Below are 18,316 nucleotides of genomic sequence, written 5' to 3'. Positions count from 1 at the left end.
CCTTAATTAGGGAAATCTACTTGATTTTGCAGGTGCAGCATGACTGACGGCGCTAACACTTGCGAATCACGCCTGAGGTCAGATCCAGTCGCGGATCACGGGGATCAGCGGCAGGTCCGCCTCGGGCATCGCCAGCGCGCGCAAGTCCTTGGGGCGCACCCATTTCATTGCCTGTCCCTCGCGCCCGGAGGGCGTCCCCTGCCAGCGGCGGCAGACGAAGGTCGGCATCAGCAGGTGGAAGCTGTCATAGCTGTGGCTGGCGAATGTCAGGGGGGCCAGGCAGGACGCCTGGGTGTCGATCCCGAGCTCCTCCTGGAGCTCGCGGATCAGCGCTGCTTCGGGGGTCTCCCCGGGCTCGACTTTGCCGCCCGGGAATTCCCACAGTCCCGCCATCGCCTTGCCTTCGGGCCGCTGGGTGACCAGCACGCGCCCGTCGGAATCGACGAGCACGACGGCGGAGACGAGGACCAGCTTCACGACCGGTAGTCCGCGTTGATCGAGATGTAGCGGTGGGTCAGGTCGCAGGTCCAGACGGTGGAGCTGCCGTCGCCCAGGCCAAGGTCGGTGGTGACCACCAGCTCGGCCTGCCTCATGTAGCTCGCGCCCGCCTCTTCGGTGTAGCTCGGCGCGACCCAGCCCTTCTCGGCCACCAGGATGTCGCCGAAGCTGATCGACAGCAGGTCGCGGTCGGCCTTGGCGCCGGACTTGCCGACGGCCATGACGATGCGGCCCCAGTTCGGATCCTCGCCCGCCACCGCAGTCTTCACCAGCGGCGAATTGGCGATGGCCAGCGCGACCTTGCGGGCATCCGCGTCGCTGTCGGCGCCGGTCACCCGGACCTCCAGCAGCTTGGTTGCGCCCTCGCCGTCGCGCACCACCTGCAGCGCCAGGTCGGTCATCACCGCGCCGAGCGCGGCCTCGAAGGCAGCCTCGTCGGCTTGCGTGACTTCCGGGCCCAGTCCGGTCGCGCCGACCAGCAGCGTGTCCGAGGTGGAGGTGTCGCTGTCGACCGTGATGCTGTTGAAGCTGCGGTCGGTCAGGCGCCGCAGCATCGCCGTCAGGGCGGGCTGCGCGATCTTCGCGTCGGTAAAGATGTAGACCAGCATTGTGCCCATGTCGGGCGCGATCATGCCGGAGCCCTTGGCGAAGCCCGCCACGGTTGCCGTGCCGCCCGCCAGCTCGGCGGTCTCCACCGAGCCCTTGGGGAAGGTGTCGGTGGTCATGATCGCCCGTGCAGCCCCGGTCCAGCCCTCGGCGGAGAGGCCGTCCGAGAGCTGTCCCAGCGCCGCGATGATGCGGTCATGGGGCAGGGGCTGGCCGATCACCCCCGTGGAGGAGGTGAAGATCCGCGACTGCGGCAGGCCCAGCGTCTCGGACGCCGCCCTGGTCACAGCCTCGACGGATTCGATGCCGCGCCCGCCGGTGAAGGCATTGGAATTCCCGGCATTCACCAGGAAGGCCGCCCCGGCCTCCGCGTCGGCGCCCGCAGCCAGCTTGGCCTCGCAGTCGAGTACCGGCGCCGAGCGCGTGGTCGAACGGGTGGTCACCCCGGCCACGACCGATCCGGGCGCGAGCCGCGCCAGCATGACGTCGGGACGGCCCTTGTACTTCACCCCTGCAGCTACCGAGGACAGCTCCAGCCCGGCGATGGCTGGAAGCTGGGGGAAGCCCCCCGCCGGAGCCAGCGGCGAAACCAGCGGCGCCGCGGCAGCCGCAGCCTTTTCGGCCGCCCTGCGCTCGGCGAGCCGTTCGCGGGCGATGGCGTTCATGTTGCGCCGGATCTTCGGCATCGTCATCTGCGGATCATTCCTGGATGAAGGAGGGGTCGGACATGAAGCTGGCATCGAGCTCCTGCGAGCTCTTCCGGGTGACCTCGCCCGCATCGGCCAGAGCGTTGACCTTGTCTTCCATCGCCTTGCGCTGAAGCGTCTGGGTCAGCTCGGCACGCACGTCGTCAAGGGCCGGCGCCTCGGACATGCGGGTTTCCTCTAGCTTGATCACGTGCCAGCCGAACTGGGTCTGGACCGGGGCCGAGATCTGCCCGGCGTCCAGGCTGGCGACGGCCTCCTCGAATTCGGGGACCATCATGCCCTTGCCGAACCAGCCGAGATCGCCGCCGTTGGGGCCGGAGGGGCCGGTCGACTTCTTCTTGGCCAGGTCCGCGAAATCGGCGCCGGCATTCAGCTCGTCGATGATTTCCTGCGCTTCCTCCTGGGTGCCCACGAGAATGTGCGCGGCATGGTATTCGCGGCTCGGCTCGGCCGAGGAATAGGTCTCGTCGTAGAGCGCCTGCAGCGCCTCGTCGGTCACGGCGGCCTGCATGACGCCCTGCAGCACGACGCCCGAAAGCAGCGTGCGCTCTTCGTTGGCAAGCGCGGCCTGGACCATCGGCGAGGGGGCGTCGACCTCTTCGGCAAGCAGCTGCTGGTTGATCATCTGGTCGAGCAGCATGTCGTAGAGCTGGCTGTCGTCCATCTGCTGGTACTGCTGCGGCAGGCGCGACCGCATCAGGATGACTTCGCCCGCGGTGATGTCGGTGCCGTCAACCGTGGCGACCACCGTGTCGAAGCCGGGCTTCTCGAGCGCAGGGGCCTCCTGGGCTGCGGCAGCACCGGCAAGACCGATTGCAGCGGCGGTTGTCAGGAGAAAGCGGGAGTTGAGCTTCACGGGGCGTTCCTTCCAGGATTGTGCGCGTCCGGCGGCGTTGACACTCTCAGACCTGCCCCTTACATCGCTGGAGACCCAGACGACGGGGCTGCATCTGACCGCTTCATAGGATGTGCTGCCGGGGGCGGCAAGGCGCCGCCGTTCAAGAACGGGTCAGGACGCGGAAGCGAAGCGGAGAGACACGTGCTGGGCATTGGAACGATTGCGAAGAAGGTCTTCGGGACCCCGAACGACCGGAAGGTCAAGGCAACGCGTCCCCTCGTGGCGAAGATCAACGCCCTGGAGCCCGAGTTCGAAAAGCTCGACGATGCCGGGCTGATCGCCAAGACCGCGGAATTCAAGGAGCGGGTCGCCAAGGGCGAGAGCCTCGACGCGCTGCTGCCCGAAGCCTTCGCCAACTGCCGCGAGGGCGCGCGGCGCGCGCTGGGGCTCCGCGCCTTCGACACGCAGCTGCTGGGCGGCATCTTCCTGCACCAGGGCAACATCGCCGAGATGAAGACGGGCGAAGGCAAGACCCTGGTCGCGACCTTCCCGGCCTACTTGAACGCGCTGACCGGCAAGCCGGTGCATATCGTGACGGTGAACGACTACCTGGCGCGGCGCGACTCCGAGTGGATGTCGAAGGTCTACGGCGCGCTCGGCCTGACCACCGGCGTGGTCTATCCGCAGCAGCCCGAGGCGGAGAAGAAGGACGCCTACAAGGCCGACATCACCTATGCGACCAACAACGAGCTGGGCTTCGACTACCTGCGCGACAACATGAAGTCGTCGCTCGACCAGATGGCGCAGCGCGGACACTATTTCGCGATCGTCGACGAGGTCGACTCGATCCTGATCGACGAGGCGCGCACGCCTCTGATCATCTCCGGCCCGGCGCAGGACCGTTCCGAGCTCTACCGCACCATCGATGCCTTCATCCCCGAGCTGACGCCCGAGCACTATACGCTGGACGAGAAGCAGCGGAACGTGACCTTCACCGAGGAAGGCAACGAGTTCATCGAGCGCCGCCTGATGGCCGCGGGCCTGCTGCCCGAAGGCCAGACGCTGTATGATCCGGAATCCACCACGCTGGTTCACCACGTTACCCAGGGCCTGAAGGCGCATGTCCTCTTCACCAAGGACAAGGACTACATCGTCCGCGACAACCAGGTGGTGCTGATCGACGAATTCACCGGCCGGATGATGGTCGGACGGCGCCTCAGCGACGGCCTGCACCAGGCCATAGAGGCAAAGGAAGGCGTGCAGATCCAGCCCGAGAACACGACGCTGGCCTCGGTCACCTTCCAGAACTACTTCCGCCTCTACGACAAGCTGGCGGGCATGACCGGCACCGCGGCCACCGAGGCCGACGAATTCGACGAGATCTACAAGCTCGGCGTCGTCGAGGTTCCGACCAACCGCCCGATCGCGCGGATCGACGAGCATGACCAGGTGTTCCGCACCGGGCGCGAGAAATACGCGGCCATCGTCGAGGAGATCAAGAAGGCGCACGAGAAGGGCCAGCCGGTCCTGGTCGGCACCACCTCGATCGAGAAATCCGAGTTCCTCAGCCAGTTCCTGGGCTCCGAGGGCATCCAGCACAACGTCCTGAACGCGCGCCAGCACGAGCAGGAAGCGCAGATCGTCGCCGATGCCGGCAAGCTCGGCGCCGTGACCATCGCGACGAACATGGCGGGCCGCGGCACCGACATCAAGCTGGGCGGCAATGTCGACTTCGCGGTCATGGAGGCGATCGCCGCCGATCCCGTCCGCCATCCCGACGAGATACGCGCCTCCATCGAGGAGCAGCACAAGGCCGACGAAGAGGCCGTCAAGCAGGCTGGCGGCTTGTTCGTCCTGGCCACCGAACGGCATGAAAGCCGCCGCATCGACAACCAGCTGCGTGGCCGCTCCGGCCGCCAGGGCGACCCGGGACGCTCGGCCTTCTTCCTGTCGCTGGAAGACGACCTGATGCGCATCTTCGGCGGCGACCGGCTGGACAAGATGCTGCAGCGGCTGGGCATGAAGGAGGGCGAGGCGATCGTCCACCCGATGGTCAACAAGTCGCTGGAGCGGGCGCAGGCGAAGGTCGAGGCGCGCAACTTCGACATCCGCAAGCAGCTGCTGAAATTCGACGACGTGATGAACGACCAGCGGAAGGTCATCTTCAGCCAGCGCCGCGAGATCATGGAGACGCAGGACGTGTCCGAGATCACCCGCGACATGCGCCATGACGTGGTCGAGGACCTGGTCGACGCGCATATCCCGCCGAAGACCTATCACGACCAGTGGGACGGCGAGGGGCTCTATGCCGCCGCCATCGAGAAGCTGGGCGTGGATGCGCCGGTCATGGCCTGGGTCGACGAGGACGGCGTCGATGCCGAGGTGATCCGCGAGCGCCTGGAAACCGCCTCCGACGAGCTGATGGCCAAGAAGGCCGTCGATTTCGGCCCGGACAACATGCGCAACATCGAGAAGCAGGTGCTGCTGCAGACGATCGACGCCAAATGGCGGGAGCACTTGCTGACGCTCGACCACCTGCGCTCGGTCGTGGGCTTCCGCGGCTATGCGCAGCGCGACCCGCTGAACGAATACAAGAACGAGGCCTTCCAGCTGTTCGAGCACTTGCTCGACAGCCTGCGCGTCGAGGTGACGGCCAAGCTCGGCCAGGTGCGTCCGCTGAGCCAGGAGGAGCAGCAGGCGATGCTGCGCCAGTTCCTCGCCCAGCAGGGGCTTAAGGCGCCCGGCGAGGAGCAGCCGGAGGCCGAGGACGCCGAAGCGGCAGGGGAGCCCGCCGCGGCTGCACCGGGCTTCGACGAGACCGACCAGGCGACCTGGGGCGATCCGGGCCGCAACGACCCGTGCCCCTGCGGTTCCGGCAAGAAGTTCAAGCATTGCCACGGCAGCCTGGCCTGATCCGGGCTGCGGCGGCCATGCTGCTGGCGCTCTGCGGAGTGCCTGCGGCGGCGCAGTCCTGCGATCCGATGATCGAGGCGGATGCCGAGAGCGGCGTCCTCGACCTGCACCTGCGCTTTCCCTGCGCGCCCTATGCGCCGCTGGAGATCCGCTACGGCCCGCTGCACCTTTCCGAGGAAACCGGCGCCCAGGGCGCTGTCCGCGTCTCCCTGCCGGTCCTGGCGCTCGACGTGCCGATGACGGCGGAGATCGGCGGCGAGACGCTGGAGGTCGGCATTCCCGACGATGCCGAACCCGGCGGCTTCCTCTGGATCGTGCCCGAATCCCTGCAGCCGGGCCTGCTGCCGGTGGCCGGCTTCCCGATCTCGGCACAGCCGCTGCCGGAACTGGCCGCCTACGGACAGGGAGCGGGGCCCGACCATCTGGATCTCGAGGTCACGCAGGCCAATTGCGGGCGCAAGCTGTCCTTCGCAATGCTGCGCAGCGGCTGGGCCGCGCCGCGGCCGGTGACGCTGGACCTGCCCGGCTGCGACATGGCGGGAACGATCCTGCGCCTGCCGGTCCCGGCGCAGTGAACGGGGCCGCGATTTCCGTCTAGTCGTTTGATCGGAATGTCCCTACTCTGGATTCAGGCTGGGCGCGACCGGCTGAGGAGGAGCTGCAGCGCCCCCATTTCCAAGGGAGGAGAACATATGGCCCCGCAATCCTATCAGGGCGTCCTGGCAAGCAGCCAGGAAGAGCACAGGACCTATTCCCAGACGGCGGATTCCAACCTGGCGGACGGCGTCATCACCGTCTCGTCCGTGCTCCGCGAGAAGGGCAGCATCGTCTACACGATCTCGCCCTCGGAAAGCGTGTCCAAGGCGGTCTCAGAACTGCGCGCCCGCCGGATCGGCGTCATCGTGGTGATGGAGGACGACCGGGTCGTCGGCGTGCTGTCCGAGCGCGACGTGGTGCGCCAGATCGACGAGAAGGGACATGAGGGGCTGGAAACCTCGGTCGCCGAACTGATGACTCCGAATCCCCAGACCTGCACGCCGGACACGCCGCTGCTGTCGGTGCTGCGGCGGATGACGGACGGCTATTTCCGGCACATGCCGGTGATGGAGGACGGCCGGATGATCGGGCTGATCTCGATCGGCGACGTGGTCAAGGCGCGCCTCAAGCAGCTCGAATACGAGGCGCTGCGCATGAAGCAGATGATTGTGGGGTAGAATGACGCTGACACCGCTCTGGGCGACCGGACTTTTCCTCGTGATGGTCCTCTGCGGCCGCCAGTTCCGCGAGAACTGGAAGGCGCAGAACGCGGGCTGGGTGCTGCGCGCCTGGTCCTACGGCCTGCCCGCAGCGGCCAGCTTTGCGCTGCTAGCGCTCCTGCCCCTCGAATTCGGCGGCTGAGCCCCCTCGCGGGCCAGCCGTCTCAGCACCTTCTTCGGCAGTTCCGGACGGGCAGGGGGCCCGTAACGGTGGCGCACGATCTCCCGGCCCAGCTTCGGGCTGACCGCGAGCACCTGCGCCAGCCAGGGCATCAGCCGGATCAGCGCCGCGCGTTCCGCAGCAGGCAGCATCGCCACCGCCATCGGACCGGGCCAGAGGCTCTCGGTTCGGGCGCCATCGGCGAAGATCACATGGTGCGCGGGAAGCATCACATGGACATAGGTCACGGGCTCCAGCCCGTGCTGCGCCTCCGCCATGCCGCCGGGCAGGCCGGTCAGGTGGCGGGCGCGGACGAAATGCTCCCGCCCGCCGAACTCGGCCACCATGCAATGCTGCGGCGAGACCAGGATCGGCCGCGAGAGCGGCACCAGACCGCCGGGGCGGATCAGCACCGGCCGGGCCTCGGGGCGCGCGGCCAGGTCCGTCGGGCCGAGGCTGCTCTGGGCGGTCCACAGAACCGGCTGGAATCCCGCATCCGCGGTGCGCAGCCGGTCGCCGGGACGCAGCTGCTCCACCGGGACCGGGCCCTTGCCGGTGTCGATCATCGTGCCCGGGGTGAAGCAGGGAATCCCTGTGGCCCGCAGCGCAGTGGGGGTGTTCAGGCTGGCCGGGCTCACGCCCATGAGCACAACCGATTCCGAGCCCGGGAAGGTCAGCACCGCGTTGCCCGATCCGTCATCGGTGACGGTGACGTCCCAGACGGTGACCGCACCGCCCGGTCCGCGCCCGCCGGCCAGGCCCGAAACGTCGAGCTGGTCGTTCGACAGCCCGTCGCTGTCGTCATCGGCCATGTCGAAATCGGTGATCGTGTCCTGCAGGTCGTTGTAGGAGATGATGATCCGGTCCTTGCCGGTGCCGGTGGTGATCACGTCGCGGCCGAGGCTGCCGCCGATCACGTCGTCTCCGGCGCCCGCGTCGATCGTGTCGTCGCCGAATTCCGACAGGATCGTGTCGTTTCCGTCGCCGCCCGAGACGCTGTCATTGCCCTCGCCGGTGATCAGCAGGTCGCTGCCCGCCCCGCCCGAGACCGTGTCGTCGCCCCTGCCTGAGAAGATCAGGTCGTTTCCGTCGCCGCCGGAGATGCTGTCCGCGCCGTCGCCGCCGGAGATCGTGTCGTTGCCCGCCCCGCCGTCGACGGTCATCGCCGACGTGCTGGCCGTACCGTCGACGCTGTCATTGCCGCTGGTCAGCACGAAGGCTTCCATCTGCGAGAAGCTCGCCGTGCCGGTGCCGTCGGAGACGGTTCCCGCCTCGTCGCCGGTGAAGGTCACGGTGACCGGCCCGGTGGTCATCATGCTGGCGTCGAGCACGTCCCGGTCGGTGCCGGTCTCGCCGCCGGAGATCGTGTCGCTGCCGAAATTGTCCTCGAGATAGATGGTGTCGGCATCCGCGCCGCCCTCGATCAGGTCGGCGCCGGTGCCGCCGCGAATGTAGTCGGCTCCGGCATCGCCCTGGATCGTGTCGTTCCCGGCCTCGCCGTAGAGGAAGTCGCTGCCGTCGCCGCCCGAGAGGCTGTCATTGTCGTCGCCGGCGAGAATGAGGTCGCTGCCGGTGCCGCCGTAGATGGTGTCGCTGCCCGAGCGCCCGACCAGCCAGTCGTTGCCCTCGTCGCCGTAGATCAGGTCGTCGCCGCTCTCGCCGTCGAGGAAGTCGTCGCCGGTGCCGCCCGAGATCGTGTCGCTGTCGAGACCGGCAAAGACCGTGTCGTTGCCGTCTCCGGCCGAGATGCTGTCGGCGCCGGCCAGCTCGGGTCCGGCCTGGTCGTCGATCACGTCGTTGCCTGCGCCGCCGAAGACGGTGGCGTTGCCCGAGCCGAAGTAGATCGTGTCGTTTCCGGACCCGCCGGTGATGGAGATCGGGCCGCTGGTCGCGCTGGCATCGACTTTCGATCCGGCCGGGCCCAGCACGACCGCCTCGATCTGGGAGAAGCTCAGCGTGTCGGTGCCGTTCGTGGCGGTGCCGGTCTCGTTGCCGGTGAAGGTGACGGTGACCGAGCCGGTGGCGTAGGAGAAGTTCAGCTCGTCCCAGTCGGTGCCGCCCTCGCCGCCCTGCACGTTGGAGGTGCCGAAGCCGTCGGAGATGATCAGCGTGTCCTGGTCGTCGCCGCCCTTCAGCGTGTCGGCAGAGCGGTCGCTGCCGCCCCAGAGGATGTCGCGGCCCGCGCCGCCTTCGAGGCTGTCCGCGCCGGTGCCGCCGAGGAGCGTGTCGGCGCCGGCATCGCCGAAGATGGCGTCATTGCCCGATCCGCCGTCGAGATAGTCGTTGCCGAGTTCGCGCGTGCCGTTGTTGTCGTCGATCGTGTCGTCGCCGTCGCCGCCGTAGACCGTGCTGTTCGAGGCGCCGTATTCGATGTAGTCGTTGCCCGCTCCGGCATCGATCCAGGTGCTGCCCGAAGAAAATCCGGCGTCGATCGTGTCATTGTAGGACGTGAGCGCGAACCGCTCGATCCCCGTGAAGCTGGAGGTCGAGGTGCCGTCGCTGAACGTGCCGGCCTGCGAGCCGGAATGGAGGACGCTGACGGCGCCGGTGCTGGTCGAGAAATCGAGCGTGTCGGTGCCGGTGCCGCCCGAGATCGTGTCGGCGCCGTCGCCGGCGGCATAGATGAAGCGGTCGTTGCCGCCTTCGCCCATCAGGCTGTCATTGCCCTTCGACGCATAGATGACGTCATTGCCGTCTCCGGCCCAGACCGTATCGTTGCCCGCGCCCGAATTGATCGTGTCGTCGCCCGCGCCTGCGGAAATGGAGTCAGCGGCTCCCGCATTCGGCTCGATCCTGTCGCCCTGCGCATCGGTGAAGCCCGCGCCCATGGAGTCGCTGCCGGCGGTGCCGTCGACGGATTTCGGCACCGAGAAGCCCGAGGCCAGCCGGTCGGCGGTCAAACCGTTGGCGCTGTTGGCGGAGACCGACGTGAGCTGCACCGACTGGATCGGCGCGGAAGCGATCAGGTCGGCATGGGTGCCGCCGGACGTGTCCGGGGCGAGATAGGTCTTTCCGGTCGAGTCCTGGAAGACCACCAGCGTGGTCGTCGTGCTGGTGCCGTCGGTGAAATAGACGGTGGCGTTGTAGAGCGCGACCGCGTCGAAGGTCTGGTCGCTGCCGCCGTTGATGCGGAAGGTCTCCGACGGGCTGTTCGACTGGTCGTAGGCATTGCTCACGCCGCCGGCATAGCCGGTGGAGCCGGGGCTGAAGCTCTGGATGTTCTTCCACAGCGGCTGGTCCGCGCTGCCGGCGCTGGTGCCGTTCAGGACCGAGGCGTTTTCGGCAAGCTGGTCGCCTTCGGTGTTGTCGATGGTGCTGAACGTGCCGAGATAGATGACGTTGAACGTCGTGGACATGGTCCTGGTCCCCACCGCAAGGAGTCGCCGGAAAGCCCGGCGGCGCGGCGGGCGCAGCAGGGCGACGGCAAAGATGGGGACAGCGCTTTAACGTCTCGTGAAGACTTCCGCTCCGTCGCGCCGGCGGAGCGGGGAAACTGCCTAAAACTCTAGGCAGCCGCGCGGATCAGCGGGCGTCTGCTTCGACTTCCGCGTCCAGGCGTTCCCGCATGGCCTGGGCGCGCTTGCACTGCAGCTTGTCGCGCAGCGGGCTGTTCGGGTCGACATCCTTCTGGCAGACGACGCATTTGTCGGCGCCCGAGATGGCGTTGAGCCCGCCGCAGCTGCCCTTGATGGTCTTGCCCATCAGGAGGACGCCCAGGGACATGCCCAGGACGACGAGCAGGAGGAAGGCGAAGGCGAAGGCGAACGTGGCCATGGGTGTGCTCCTTAGTCCTTGTCTTCCATCTGGGCCAGAAGGGCGTCGAAGGAAGAACTGCTGGCAGTCACGAATCCGTCATCCTTGCGGGTGATGAACATGACCGGGATGTCCTCGGCCTCGGCCAGCGGCATCGCCTCCTCTTCTCCCATGGCCAGCAGGGCCGTGGCAAGCCCGTCGGCCGCCATCGCGGTATCGGCCAGGACGGTGACGGAGGCAGTGGTATGGGTGATCGGCCGGCCGGTGGTCGGGTCGATGATGTGGCTGTAGCGGATGCCGTCCTGCTCGAAATAGTTGCGGTAGTCGCCCGAGGTCGCCATGCCCATGTCGGTCACCGGGATGACGACCTCGACGGTCTGGCTGGCCGCGTCGGGCCGCTCCACGCCGATCACCCAGGGCCCGTCCTGGGCGTTCAGCCCCTTGGAGACCAGGTCCCCGCCGATTTCCACCAGGTAGCGGGTGGCGCCCGCCGCGGCGATCGCATCGCCCACGGCGTCGATCCCCTGGCCCTTGGCGATCGCCGAGAGGTTCAGCGAGACGCCCGGCATGGTCTTGCGCAGCGTGCCGTCCCCGAGCTCCAGCTTGCCGGCCTGGCCGACGGTCTCCATCGCAGCGGCGATCTCCTCGTCCGAGGGGATCGGCTCGCCCGGCTTCTTCGGTCCGAACCCCCAGAGGTCGATCAGCGGCGCCAGCGTCACGTCGAACTTGCCGCCCGACAGCGCGTTGATCCGGTTGGCTTCCGCCATGACCGCCTGCAGCTCGGGCGAGATGTCCACCGGTTCCGTCGAGGTGGAGGCGCTGAATTCGGACACTTCCGAGGCCGGGTCCCAGTTGTTCACATGCGCCAGGATCGCCTTCAGCGCCGCCTCGGTGATCTCGGACAGCTTTTCCGCGTCCATGTCCTTCGGCCCGTCGACGACGGTGACGTGATAGGTCGTGCCCATGGTGCTGCCCTCGATCCTAACGCTCTCGGGCGCGCCGTCGAACCAGCAGCCGGAGAGGGAGAGCAGGGCGGTAGAGAGCAGAATCGCGCGCATGTGAGGACATCCCGGGCAAAGACTTTCGCGGGGGTTTTTCATCCGCGGGATTTGGTGTCAATTGGACAGGCTGACCGGACCGCGCGGCAATCGGGGCAAGTTAGGGGCTGCACTGCGCGGCCATGGCGGTTAAAGAAACCTGCGAGTCGGACGTCCCTTTCAAGGGGGGCGCACGGCACATTGCCACATTTAGGTTTCTGCTGACATTGCATACGGAGGTGCGCAATGTCGAATTCGCAGTCACCATTCACAGCCGCACCTAGGACGCTTCGAGCTAGATGACCCATCACGCCCTGAAGAAAGGTCTCGACCTGCCGATTGCAGGCGCCCCCGCGCCCGTGATCGAGGCCGCGGCCTCGCCTGTCTCCGTCGCCGTCATCGGTGGCGACTACGTCGGGCTGAAGCCCCGCATGTTCGTCCAGGAAGGGGATCACGTCCGTCGCGGGACGGCCCTCTTCTGCCACAAGGACACTCCGGAAGTCGTTTTCACCGCCCCGGCCACCGGCCGCATCCGCGCGATCAACCGCGGTGCCCGCCGGGTGCTGCAGAGCGTCGTGATCGACATCGACGACGCCGGCGACACCGGGATGGACTTCTACGCCGCCGATCCCGCCGGAATGACCGGCGAGCAGGTCGCGGCGAAGCTCCTCGATTCCGGCCTGTGGACCGCGTTCCGCACGCGGCCCTATTCCAAGGTTCCCGCAGGGGCGGACCGTCCGGCGGCGATCTTCGTCACCGCCATGGAGTCCGAACCGCTCGCGCCCGACGCCTCGCTGGTGCTCGAGGGGCAGGTCGAAACCTTCGACAAGGGCCTCCTGGCGATCTCCAAGCTGACCGAAGGCAAGACCTATCTCTGCCAGCGTCCCGGAGCCTCGCTGATCTCCGAGCACATGACGCATGTCGAGGTGCATACCTTCGAGGGTCCGCACCCGGCGGGCCTGCCGGGCACGCACATGCATTTCGTAGAGCCGCCGCACCCGGGCAAGACGGTCTGGCACATCGGCTACCAGGACGTGCTGGCGATCGGCCGCCTGTTCGAGACCGGCTTCCTCGATTCGGCCCGCGTGGTCACGGTCGCGGGACCCCGCGCCGCCAATCCGCGCCACTTGAAGACGCTGCTCGGCGCCGACATCGCCTCGCTCACCGAGGGCGAGATCTCGGGCGACGCCCCGGTGCGGATCATCTCGGGCTCGGTGCTGACCGGTTCGGTCGCCGAGGGCCCCTTTGGCTTCCTCGGCCGCTACCACCGCCAGGTGACGCTGATCTCGGAAGACAAGACGCAGGAAGTGCTGGGCTGGATCAGCCCGCAGCCGGGCAAGTTCTCGGTGCAGCCGGTGCTGGCGTCGTCCTTCCTGGGCAAGAAGCTCTACAACCTGACCTCCAACCTCAACGGCGGGCGCCGCGCGATGGTGCCGACGGGCACGTTCGAGACGCTGATGCCGCAGGACTACCTGCCGACGCAGCTGCTGCGCGCCCTGCTGGTTGGCGACACCGACACCGCGCAGGCGCTCGGCGCGCTGGAGCTCGACGAGGAGGATCTCGCGCTCTGCACCTTCGCCTGCCCGGCCAAGTATGAATACGGGATGGCGCTGCGCACCAGCCTCGCCCGCATCGAGAAGGAGGGCTGACACCCATGGGCGCCCGCAAATTCTTCGACCGGATCGAGCCGAACTTCACCAAGGGCGGCAAGTGGGAGAAGTGGTTCCCCGTCTACGAGATGGTGGAAAGCTTCCTCTACACGCCGAAGACGGTCACGGCCGCTGCGCCGCACGCGCGCAGCTACATCGACATGAAGCGGATCATGACCTATGTCGTGATCGCGACGATCCCGACCATCCTGGTCGGCCTGTGGAACACTGGCTACCAGGCGAACTCCGCCATCGCCGCGATGGGCCAGACCGATCCGGAGGGCTGGCGCCAGCTGCTGCTGGCAAGCCTGGGCATCGGCTTCAACCCGGCGAACCCGATCGCCAACTTCCTGCACGGCTTCACGTACTTCCTGCCTATCTACATCGTCACGCTGGCGGTGGGCGGCTTCTGGGAAGTGCTGTTCGCCACGATCCGCCGCCACGAGGTCAACGAGGGCTTCCTCGTCACCTCGATGCTCTACGTCCTGATCATGCCGGCCACCGCGCCGCTGTGGCAGGTCGCGCTCGGCATCTCCTTCGGTGTCGTGATCGGCAAGGAAGTCTTCGGCGGGACCGGCAAGAACTTCCTCAACCCGGCCCTTGTCGGCCGCGCGTTCCTCTACTTCGCCTATCCGGCCTCTATGTCGGGCGACAGCGTCTGGGTGCCGGTCGACGGCTTCTCCGGCGCGACCGCGCTGGCCGTCTCGGCCTCCGACGGCGTGCAGGCGCTGGCAGGCGAGGGGATCACGTGGTGGGGCGCCTTCGCCGGCACGATCCAGGGCTGCCTCGGCGAGACCTCGGCGCTGGCCTGCTTCATCGGCCTGGCGTTCCTGATCGCCACCAAGATCGCCAACTGGCGTCTCGTGGTGGGCTGCCTCGCGGGGATGATCGGCTTCTCGCTGCTCCTCAACGTGATCGGCTCCGCCGACAACCCGATGTTCGCGATGCCGTGGTACTGGCACCTCGTGCTGGGCGGCTATGCCTTCGGCCTGGCCTTTATGGTGACCGAACCCGTCTCCGCCTCGCATACCAACCTCGGCCGCTACATCTACGGCGCGCTGATCGGCGTGATGGTCGTGATGATCCGCGTCATCAACCCGGCCTTCCCCGAGGGCATGATGCTCGCCATCCTGTTCGGTAACATCTTCGCGCCGCTGATCGACTACTTCGTCGCGCGCGCCAACATCGCCCGGAGGGTCAAGCGCAATGCCTGAGACCAAGAAAGGCTTCCTCGGCTGGTGGCAGAACACCCCGGCCGACTCTACTGCCAAGACGCTGTTCGTCGCCATCACGCTCTGCCTGTTCTGCTCGATGGTCGTGGCCGCCGCCGCCGTGGCGCTGCGTCCGATCCAGGAAGCGAACCAGCTGCTCGACAAGCGCCGCAACATCCTCGAGGTGGCGGGCCTGTACGAGCCGGGCATGGACATCAACGAGGTCTTCACCTCGGCCTTCGAGCCGAAGATCGTCGACCTGCAGACCGGCGACTATGTCGACGAGGTGCCGAACGCGGCGGGCGCGCCCTTCACCGTCGCCACCTATGACGACGTTGCGGCGACCTCGGACATGGCGCTGTCGAGCGAGCTGGAGAACGATCCGGCAGGCCTCGGCCGCCAGGCGCGCTACCAGATGGTGTACCTGCTGAAGGACGATTCCGGCGCGCTTGACAAGGTTGTGTTGCCGATTTCGGGCTACGGCCTGTGGTCGACCCTTTACGGCTTCATCACGCTGGAAGAAGATACCAACACGATCTTCGGCCTTCAGTTCTACCAGCAGGCGGAAACGCCCGGCCTCGGCGCCGAGGTCGACAACCCCCGCTGGAAGGCGCTGTGGAACGGCAAGGAACTGCGCAATTCCGAGGGCGACCTGGCGATCAACGTGTCGAAGGGCAGCCCCTCGGGCGAGGCCGCGAACTACCATATCGACGCGCTGGCGGGCGCTACGCTCACCTCGCGAGGCGTGGACAACCTCGTCCGCTTCTGGATGGGCGAGCAGGGCTTCGCGCCGTATCTTGAAAAGCTGAAGAACGGAGACCTGTGATGGCCCAGACCAACAAATCACTGCTTGTCGATCCGCTCGTCGACAACAACCCGATCACGCTGCAGGTGCTGGGCATCTGTTCGGCGCTGGCGGTGACCTCCTCGCTGAAGGTGGCCTTCGTCATGGCGCTGGCCGTGACCATGGTGACCGCATTCTCGTCGATGTTCATCTCGATGCTGCGCAACCACATCCCCAGCTCGATCCGGATCATCGTGCAGATGATCATCATCGCCTCGCTGGTGATCTGCGTGGACCAGATCCTGAAGGCCTTCGCCTTCGAGATTTCCAAGACGCTGTCGGTCTTCGTCGGCCTGATCATCACCAACTGCATCGTGATGGGCCGCGCGGAAGCCTTCGCCATGAAGAACCCGCCGGTCGCGTCCTTCATCGACGGCATCGGCAACGGCGCAGGCTACGGCCTGATCCTGATGATGGTCGGCGTCATCCGCGAGCTCTTCGGCTCGGGCTCGCTCTTCGGCGTCACCATCCTGCAGACCGTGAACAACGGCGGCTGGTACGTGCCGAACGGCCTGCTGCTGCTGCCGCCCTCGGCCTTCTTCGTCATCGGCCTGCTGATCTGGGGCTTCCGCACCTGGAAACCGGCGCAGGTCGAGGCCCGCGAATACAAGATCCAGACCGTGGAGGCCCACTGATCATGGAAGGGCTCGTTTCCCTCGCCTTCAAGGCAATCTTCGTCGAGAACCTCGCGCTCTCCTTCTTCCTCGGCATGTGCACCTTCATCGCCGTGTCGAAGAAGATCAGCACGGCGATCGGGCTCGGCATCTCGGTGACCGTGGTCCAGGCGATCACGGTTCCCGCGAACAACCTGATCCTCCAGCACCTGCTGAAGCCCGGCGCGCTGTCCTGGGCAGGCTTCCCGGATGTCGACCTGACCTTCCTGGGCCTGATCTCGTATATCGGCGTGATCGCGGCGATCGTGCAGATCCTCGAGATGTTCCTCGATAAGTACATCCCCGCGCTCTACAACGCGCTCGGGATCTTCCTGCCGCTGATCACCGTGAACTGCGCCATCCTCGGCGGCTCGCTGTTCATGGTGGAACGCGACTACACCTTCCCCGAAGCGGCGACCTACGGCCTGAGCTCCGGCATCGGCTGGGCGCTTGCGATCACCGCCATGGCGGGCGTCCGCGAGAAGCTGAAGTATTCCGACATTCCCGACGGCCTGCAGGGCCTCGGCATCACCTTCATCACCGCCGGCCTGATGGCGATGGGCTTCATGTCCTTCTCGGGCGTCAACCTGTAAGGGAGGCACAAAGATATGAGCACTTTCCTTCTGGGCGTCTGCCTCTTCACCGTCATCGTCCTTGCGCTGGTGACGATCATCCTCAGCGCCCGGTCGCGGCTGGTCTCGTCCGGCAACGTCAACATCGAGATCAACGGCGAGAAGACCATCTCGGTTCCGGCAGGCGGCAAGCTCCTGCAGACCCTCGCCGAGGCCAAGCTGTTCGTGCCCTCCGCCTGCGGCGGCGGCGGCACCTGCGCGCAGTGCCGGGTCAAGGTCTTCGAGGGCGGCGGGTCGATCCTGCCGACCGAGGAAACCCACATCACCAAGCGCGAAGCGGCCGAATGCGACCGCCTGTCCTGCCAGGTCGCGGTCAAGCAGGACATGAAGATCGAGGTGCCGGAGCATGTCTTCGGCGTCAAGAAATGGCGCTGCAAGGTGCGGTCGAACGACAACGTCGCGACCTTCATCAAGGAGCTCGTGCTCGAGCTTCCCGAAGGCGAGAATGTCAACTTCCGCGCCGGCGGCTACATCCAGATCGAATGCCCGCCCTACGACATCTCCTATGACCAGTTCGACGTGGATCCGAAGTTCCGCGGCGACTGGGACAAGTTCAACCTGTGGCAGTACCGCTCCAAGGTGGACGAAGCGGTGGAGCGCGCCTATTCGATGGCGAACTACCCGGAGGAGAGGGGCATCATCATGCTCAACGTCCGGATCGCCAGCCCGCCCCCGGGCTCGACCGGCATCCCGGCAGGCAAGATGTCGTCCTACATCTTCAACCTGAAGCCGGGCGACGAGGTCACCATCTCGGGTCCCTTCGGCGAATTCTTCGCGCGGGACACCAAGAAGGAGATGATCTTCGTCGGCGGCGGCGCCGGCATGGCGCCGATGCGGAGCCACATCTTCGACCAGCTCAAGCGGATCGGCACCGACCGCAAGGTCAGCTTCTGGTACGGCGCCCGCTCCAAGCGCGAGATGTTCTATGTCGAGGATTTCGACGGCCTGGCCGCCGAGAACCCGAATTTCGAATGGCATGTGGCGCTGTCCGACGCGATGCCCGAGGACGAATGGACCGGCTATACCGGCTTCATCCACAACGTGCTGTTCGAGGAATACCTCAAGAACCACCCGGCGCCCGAGGACTGCGAATATTACATGTGCGGTCCGCCCATCATGAACAAGTCGGTCATCAACATGCTGCTCGATCTCGGCGTCGACCGCGACGACATCATGCTCGACGATTTCGGCGGCTGAGCGCGGCCCTGCGGGGCCCGGCCTGCCGGACAGGATTGCAGCCGCTGCGCAAGCAGCGGCTGCTTCCGTTCGGGGCGGCTGCAGTCGGCCTGGCGCGCCCGTGGAGGGCAGGTGGGGCACGGCCGGACCAGCTCTCCAGCCATGAAAAAAGGCCCCCTAGGGGGCCTTCGGGTGTCTGTCCTGCGGTGCGGGGTCAGACCTTGGAGGTCAGCTCCGGCACGGCGTCGAAGAGGTCGGCAACCAGCCCGTAATCGGCGACCTGGAAGATCGGCGCCTCCTCGTCCTTGTTGATCGCCACGATCACCTTGGAGTCCTTCATCCCCGCAAGGTGCTGGATCGCCCCGGAAATCCCGGCCGCGATG

General features: G+C 66.7%; 16 protein-coding genes and 1 pseudogene. 10 read left to right on the top strand and 7 right to left on the bottom strand.

Annotation, left to right across the window (positions count from 1 at the left end; genetic code table 11):
- Nucleotides 1–78 precede the first annotated feature (78 nt).
- From mutT to HCC78_RS25440, 3 genes are read right to left on the bottom strand one after another with little or no spacing between them, the layout of a single operon-like run.
- Entirely contained in the window at nucleotides 79–477 is a 399-nt protein-coding gene (mutT, locus tag HCC78_RS25450) for an 8-oxo-dGTP diphosphatase MutT (protein WP_172331594.1), read from the bottom strand.
- A complete protein-coding gene (gene argJ, locus HCC78_RS25445) occupies nucleotides 474–1,796 on the bottom strand; it encodes a bifunctional glutamate N-acetyltransferase/amino-acid acetyltransferase ArgJ (protein WP_172331593.1) in 1,323 nt (440 codons plus the stop codon). Before argJ ends, mutT begins: the two co-directional genes overlap by 4 nt.
- A 7-nt stretch (nucleotides 1,797–1,803) precedes the next feature.
- Complete coding sequence (locus HCC78_RS25440; protein WP_172331592.1) at nucleotides 1,804–2,667, bottom strand: peptidylprolyl isomerase; 864 nt, start codon at nucleotides 2,665–2,667, stop codon at nucleotides 1,804–1,806.
- 183 nt (nucleotides 2,668–2,850) lie between these two features.
- Between HCC78_RS25440 and secA the strand changes: the two genes are divergently transcribed.
- The 4 genes from secA to HCC78_RS25420 all read left to right on the top strand — a co-directional run bounded on the left by secA (nucleotide 2,851) and on the right by HCC78_RS25420 (nucleotide 6,960).
- Nucleotides 2,851–5,562 carry a preprotein translocase subunit SecA gene (gene secA / locus HCC78_RS25435; RefSeq protein WP_172331591.1) on the top strand — a complete coding sequence of 904 codons (2,712 nt, stop codon included), beginning with the start codon at nucleotides 2,851–2,853 and terminating at the stop codon, nucleotides 5,560–5,562.
- Nucleotides 5,541–6,137, top strand: coding sequence for a hypothetical protein (locus tag HCC78_RS25430; RefSeq protein WP_172331590.1), 597 nt, complete (start codon nucleotides 5,541–5,543; stop codon nucleotides 6,135–6,137). The genes secA and HCC78_RS25430 overlap by 22 nt, the downstream gene beginning before the upstream one ends.
- Before the next feature lie 117 nt (nucleotides 6,138–6,254).
- The gene (locus tag HCC78_RS25425; protein WP_172331589.1) at nucleotides 6,255–6,776 is read left to right on the top strand and encodes a CBS domain-containing protein; all 522 of its coding nucleotides are present in this window, start codon (nucleotides 6,255–6,257) and stop codon (nucleotides 6,774–6,776) included.
- Nucleotide 6,777: 1 nt separating this feature from the next.
- The gene (locus HCC78_RS25420) at nucleotides 6,778–6,960 is read left to right on the top strand and encodes a hypothetical protein (protein ID WP_172331588.1); all 183 of its coding nucleotides are present in this window, start codon (nucleotides 6,778–6,780) and stop codon (nucleotides 6,958–6,960) included.
- Here HCC78_RS25420 and HCC78_RS25415 read toward each other — a convergent pair.
- The 3 genes from HCC78_RS25415 to HCC78_RS25405 form a co-directional block, all read right to left on the bottom strand.
- Nucleotides 6,894–10,334 carry a Hint domain-containing protein gene (locus HCC78_RS25415; RefSeq protein ID WP_172331587.1) on the bottom strand — a complete coding sequence of 1,147 codons (3,441 nt, stop codon included), beginning with the start codon at nucleotides 10,332–10,334 and terminating at the stop codon, nucleotides 6,894–6,896. The genes HCC78_RS25420 and HCC78_RS25415 overlap by 67 nt on opposite strands.
- Nucleotides 10,335–10,500: 166 nt before the next feature.
- Nucleotides 10,501–10,752, bottom strand: a complete 252-nt coding sequence (gene nqrM, locus HCC78_RS25410) for a (Na+)-NQR maturation NqrM (protein ID WP_172331586.1) — start codon at nucleotides 10,750–10,752, stop codon at nucleotides 10,501–10,503.
- Nucleotides 10,753–10,763: 11 nt separating this feature from the next.
- Nucleotides 10,764–11,789: an FAD:protein FMN transferase gene (locus HCC78_RS25405; RefSeq protein ID WP_172331585.1), complete on the bottom strand. Its 1,026-nt coding sequence runs from the start codon at nucleotides 11,787–11,789 to the stop codon at nucleotides 10,764–10,766.
- Nucleotides 11,790–12,067: 278 nt separating this feature from the next.
- Here HCC78_RS25405 and HCC78_RS25400 point away from each other — a divergent pair, with 278 nt between their 5' ends.
- Genes HCC78_RS25400 through nqrF form a run of 6 tightly spaced genes read left to right on the top strand, consistent with a single transcriptional unit; the run spans nucleotide 12,068 to nucleotide 17,954 of the window.
- A complete protein-coding gene (locus HCC78_RS25400; RefSeq protein ID WP_172331584.1) occupies nucleotides 12,068–13,417 on the top strand; it encodes a Na(+)-translocating NADH-quinone reductase subunit A in 1,350 nt (449 codons plus the stop codon).
- 5 nt (nucleotides 13,418–13,422) lie between these two features.
- The gene (locus HCC78_RS25395; protein WP_172331583.1) at nucleotides 13,423–14,631 is read left to right on the top strand and encodes an NADH:ubiquinone reductase (Na(+)-transporting) subunit B; all 1,209 of its coding nucleotides are present in this window, start codon (nucleotides 13,423–13,425) and stop codon (nucleotides 14,629–14,631) included.
- Complete coding sequence (locus HCC78_RS25390; protein ID WP_172331582.1) at nucleotides 14,624–15,454, top strand: Na(+)-translocating NADH-quinone reductase subunit C; 831 nt, start codon at nucleotides 14,624–14,626, stop codon at nucleotides 15,452–15,454. The genes HCC78_RS25395 and HCC78_RS25390 overlap by 8 nt, the downstream gene beginning before the upstream one ends.
- The gene (locus HCC78_RS25385) at nucleotides 15,454–16,107 is read left to right on the top strand and encodes an NADH:ubiquinone reductase (Na(+)-transporting) subunit D (RefSeq protein ID WP_172331581.1); all 654 of its coding nucleotides are present in this window, start codon (nucleotides 15,454–15,456) and stop codon (nucleotides 16,105–16,107) included. Before HCC78_RS25390 ends, HCC78_RS25385 begins: the two co-directional genes overlap by 1 nt.
- Nucleotides 16,108–16,109: 2 nt before the next feature.
- On the top strand, nucleotides 16,110–16,718 hold the full coding sequence (gene nqrE / locus HCC78_RS25380; protein ID WP_172331580.1) for an NADH:ubiquinone reductase (Na(+)-transporting) subunit E: 609 nt from the start codon (nucleotides 16,110–16,112) through the stop codon (nucleotides 16,716–16,718).
- A 15-nt stretch (nucleotides 16,719–16,733) separates the two neighbouring features.
- Nucleotides 16,734–17,954, top strand: coding sequence for an NADH:ubiquinone reductase (Na(+)-transporting) subunit F (nqrF, locus tag HCC78_RS25375; protein ID WP_172331579.1), 1,221 nt, complete (start codon nucleotides 16,734–16,736; stop codon nucleotides 17,952–17,954).
- A gap of 193 nt (nucleotides 17,955–18,147) precedes the next feature.
- On the opposite strand, the pseudogene HCC78_RS25370 reads toward nqrF, so the two are convergent.
- A pseudogene (locus HCC78_RS25370) lies at nucleotides 18,148–18,316 on the bottom strand (FAD-binding protein); the annotation flags it as partial.

This window comes from Mangrovicoccus sp. HB161399 (assembly GCF_013184745.1).
GTDB lineage: Bacteria > Pseudomonadota > Alphaproteobacteria > Rhodobacterales > Rhodobacteraceae > Mangrovicoccus.
Note: the sequence above shows the minus strand (reverse complement) of the source record. Positions and strands in the feature narration are given on the sequence as shown.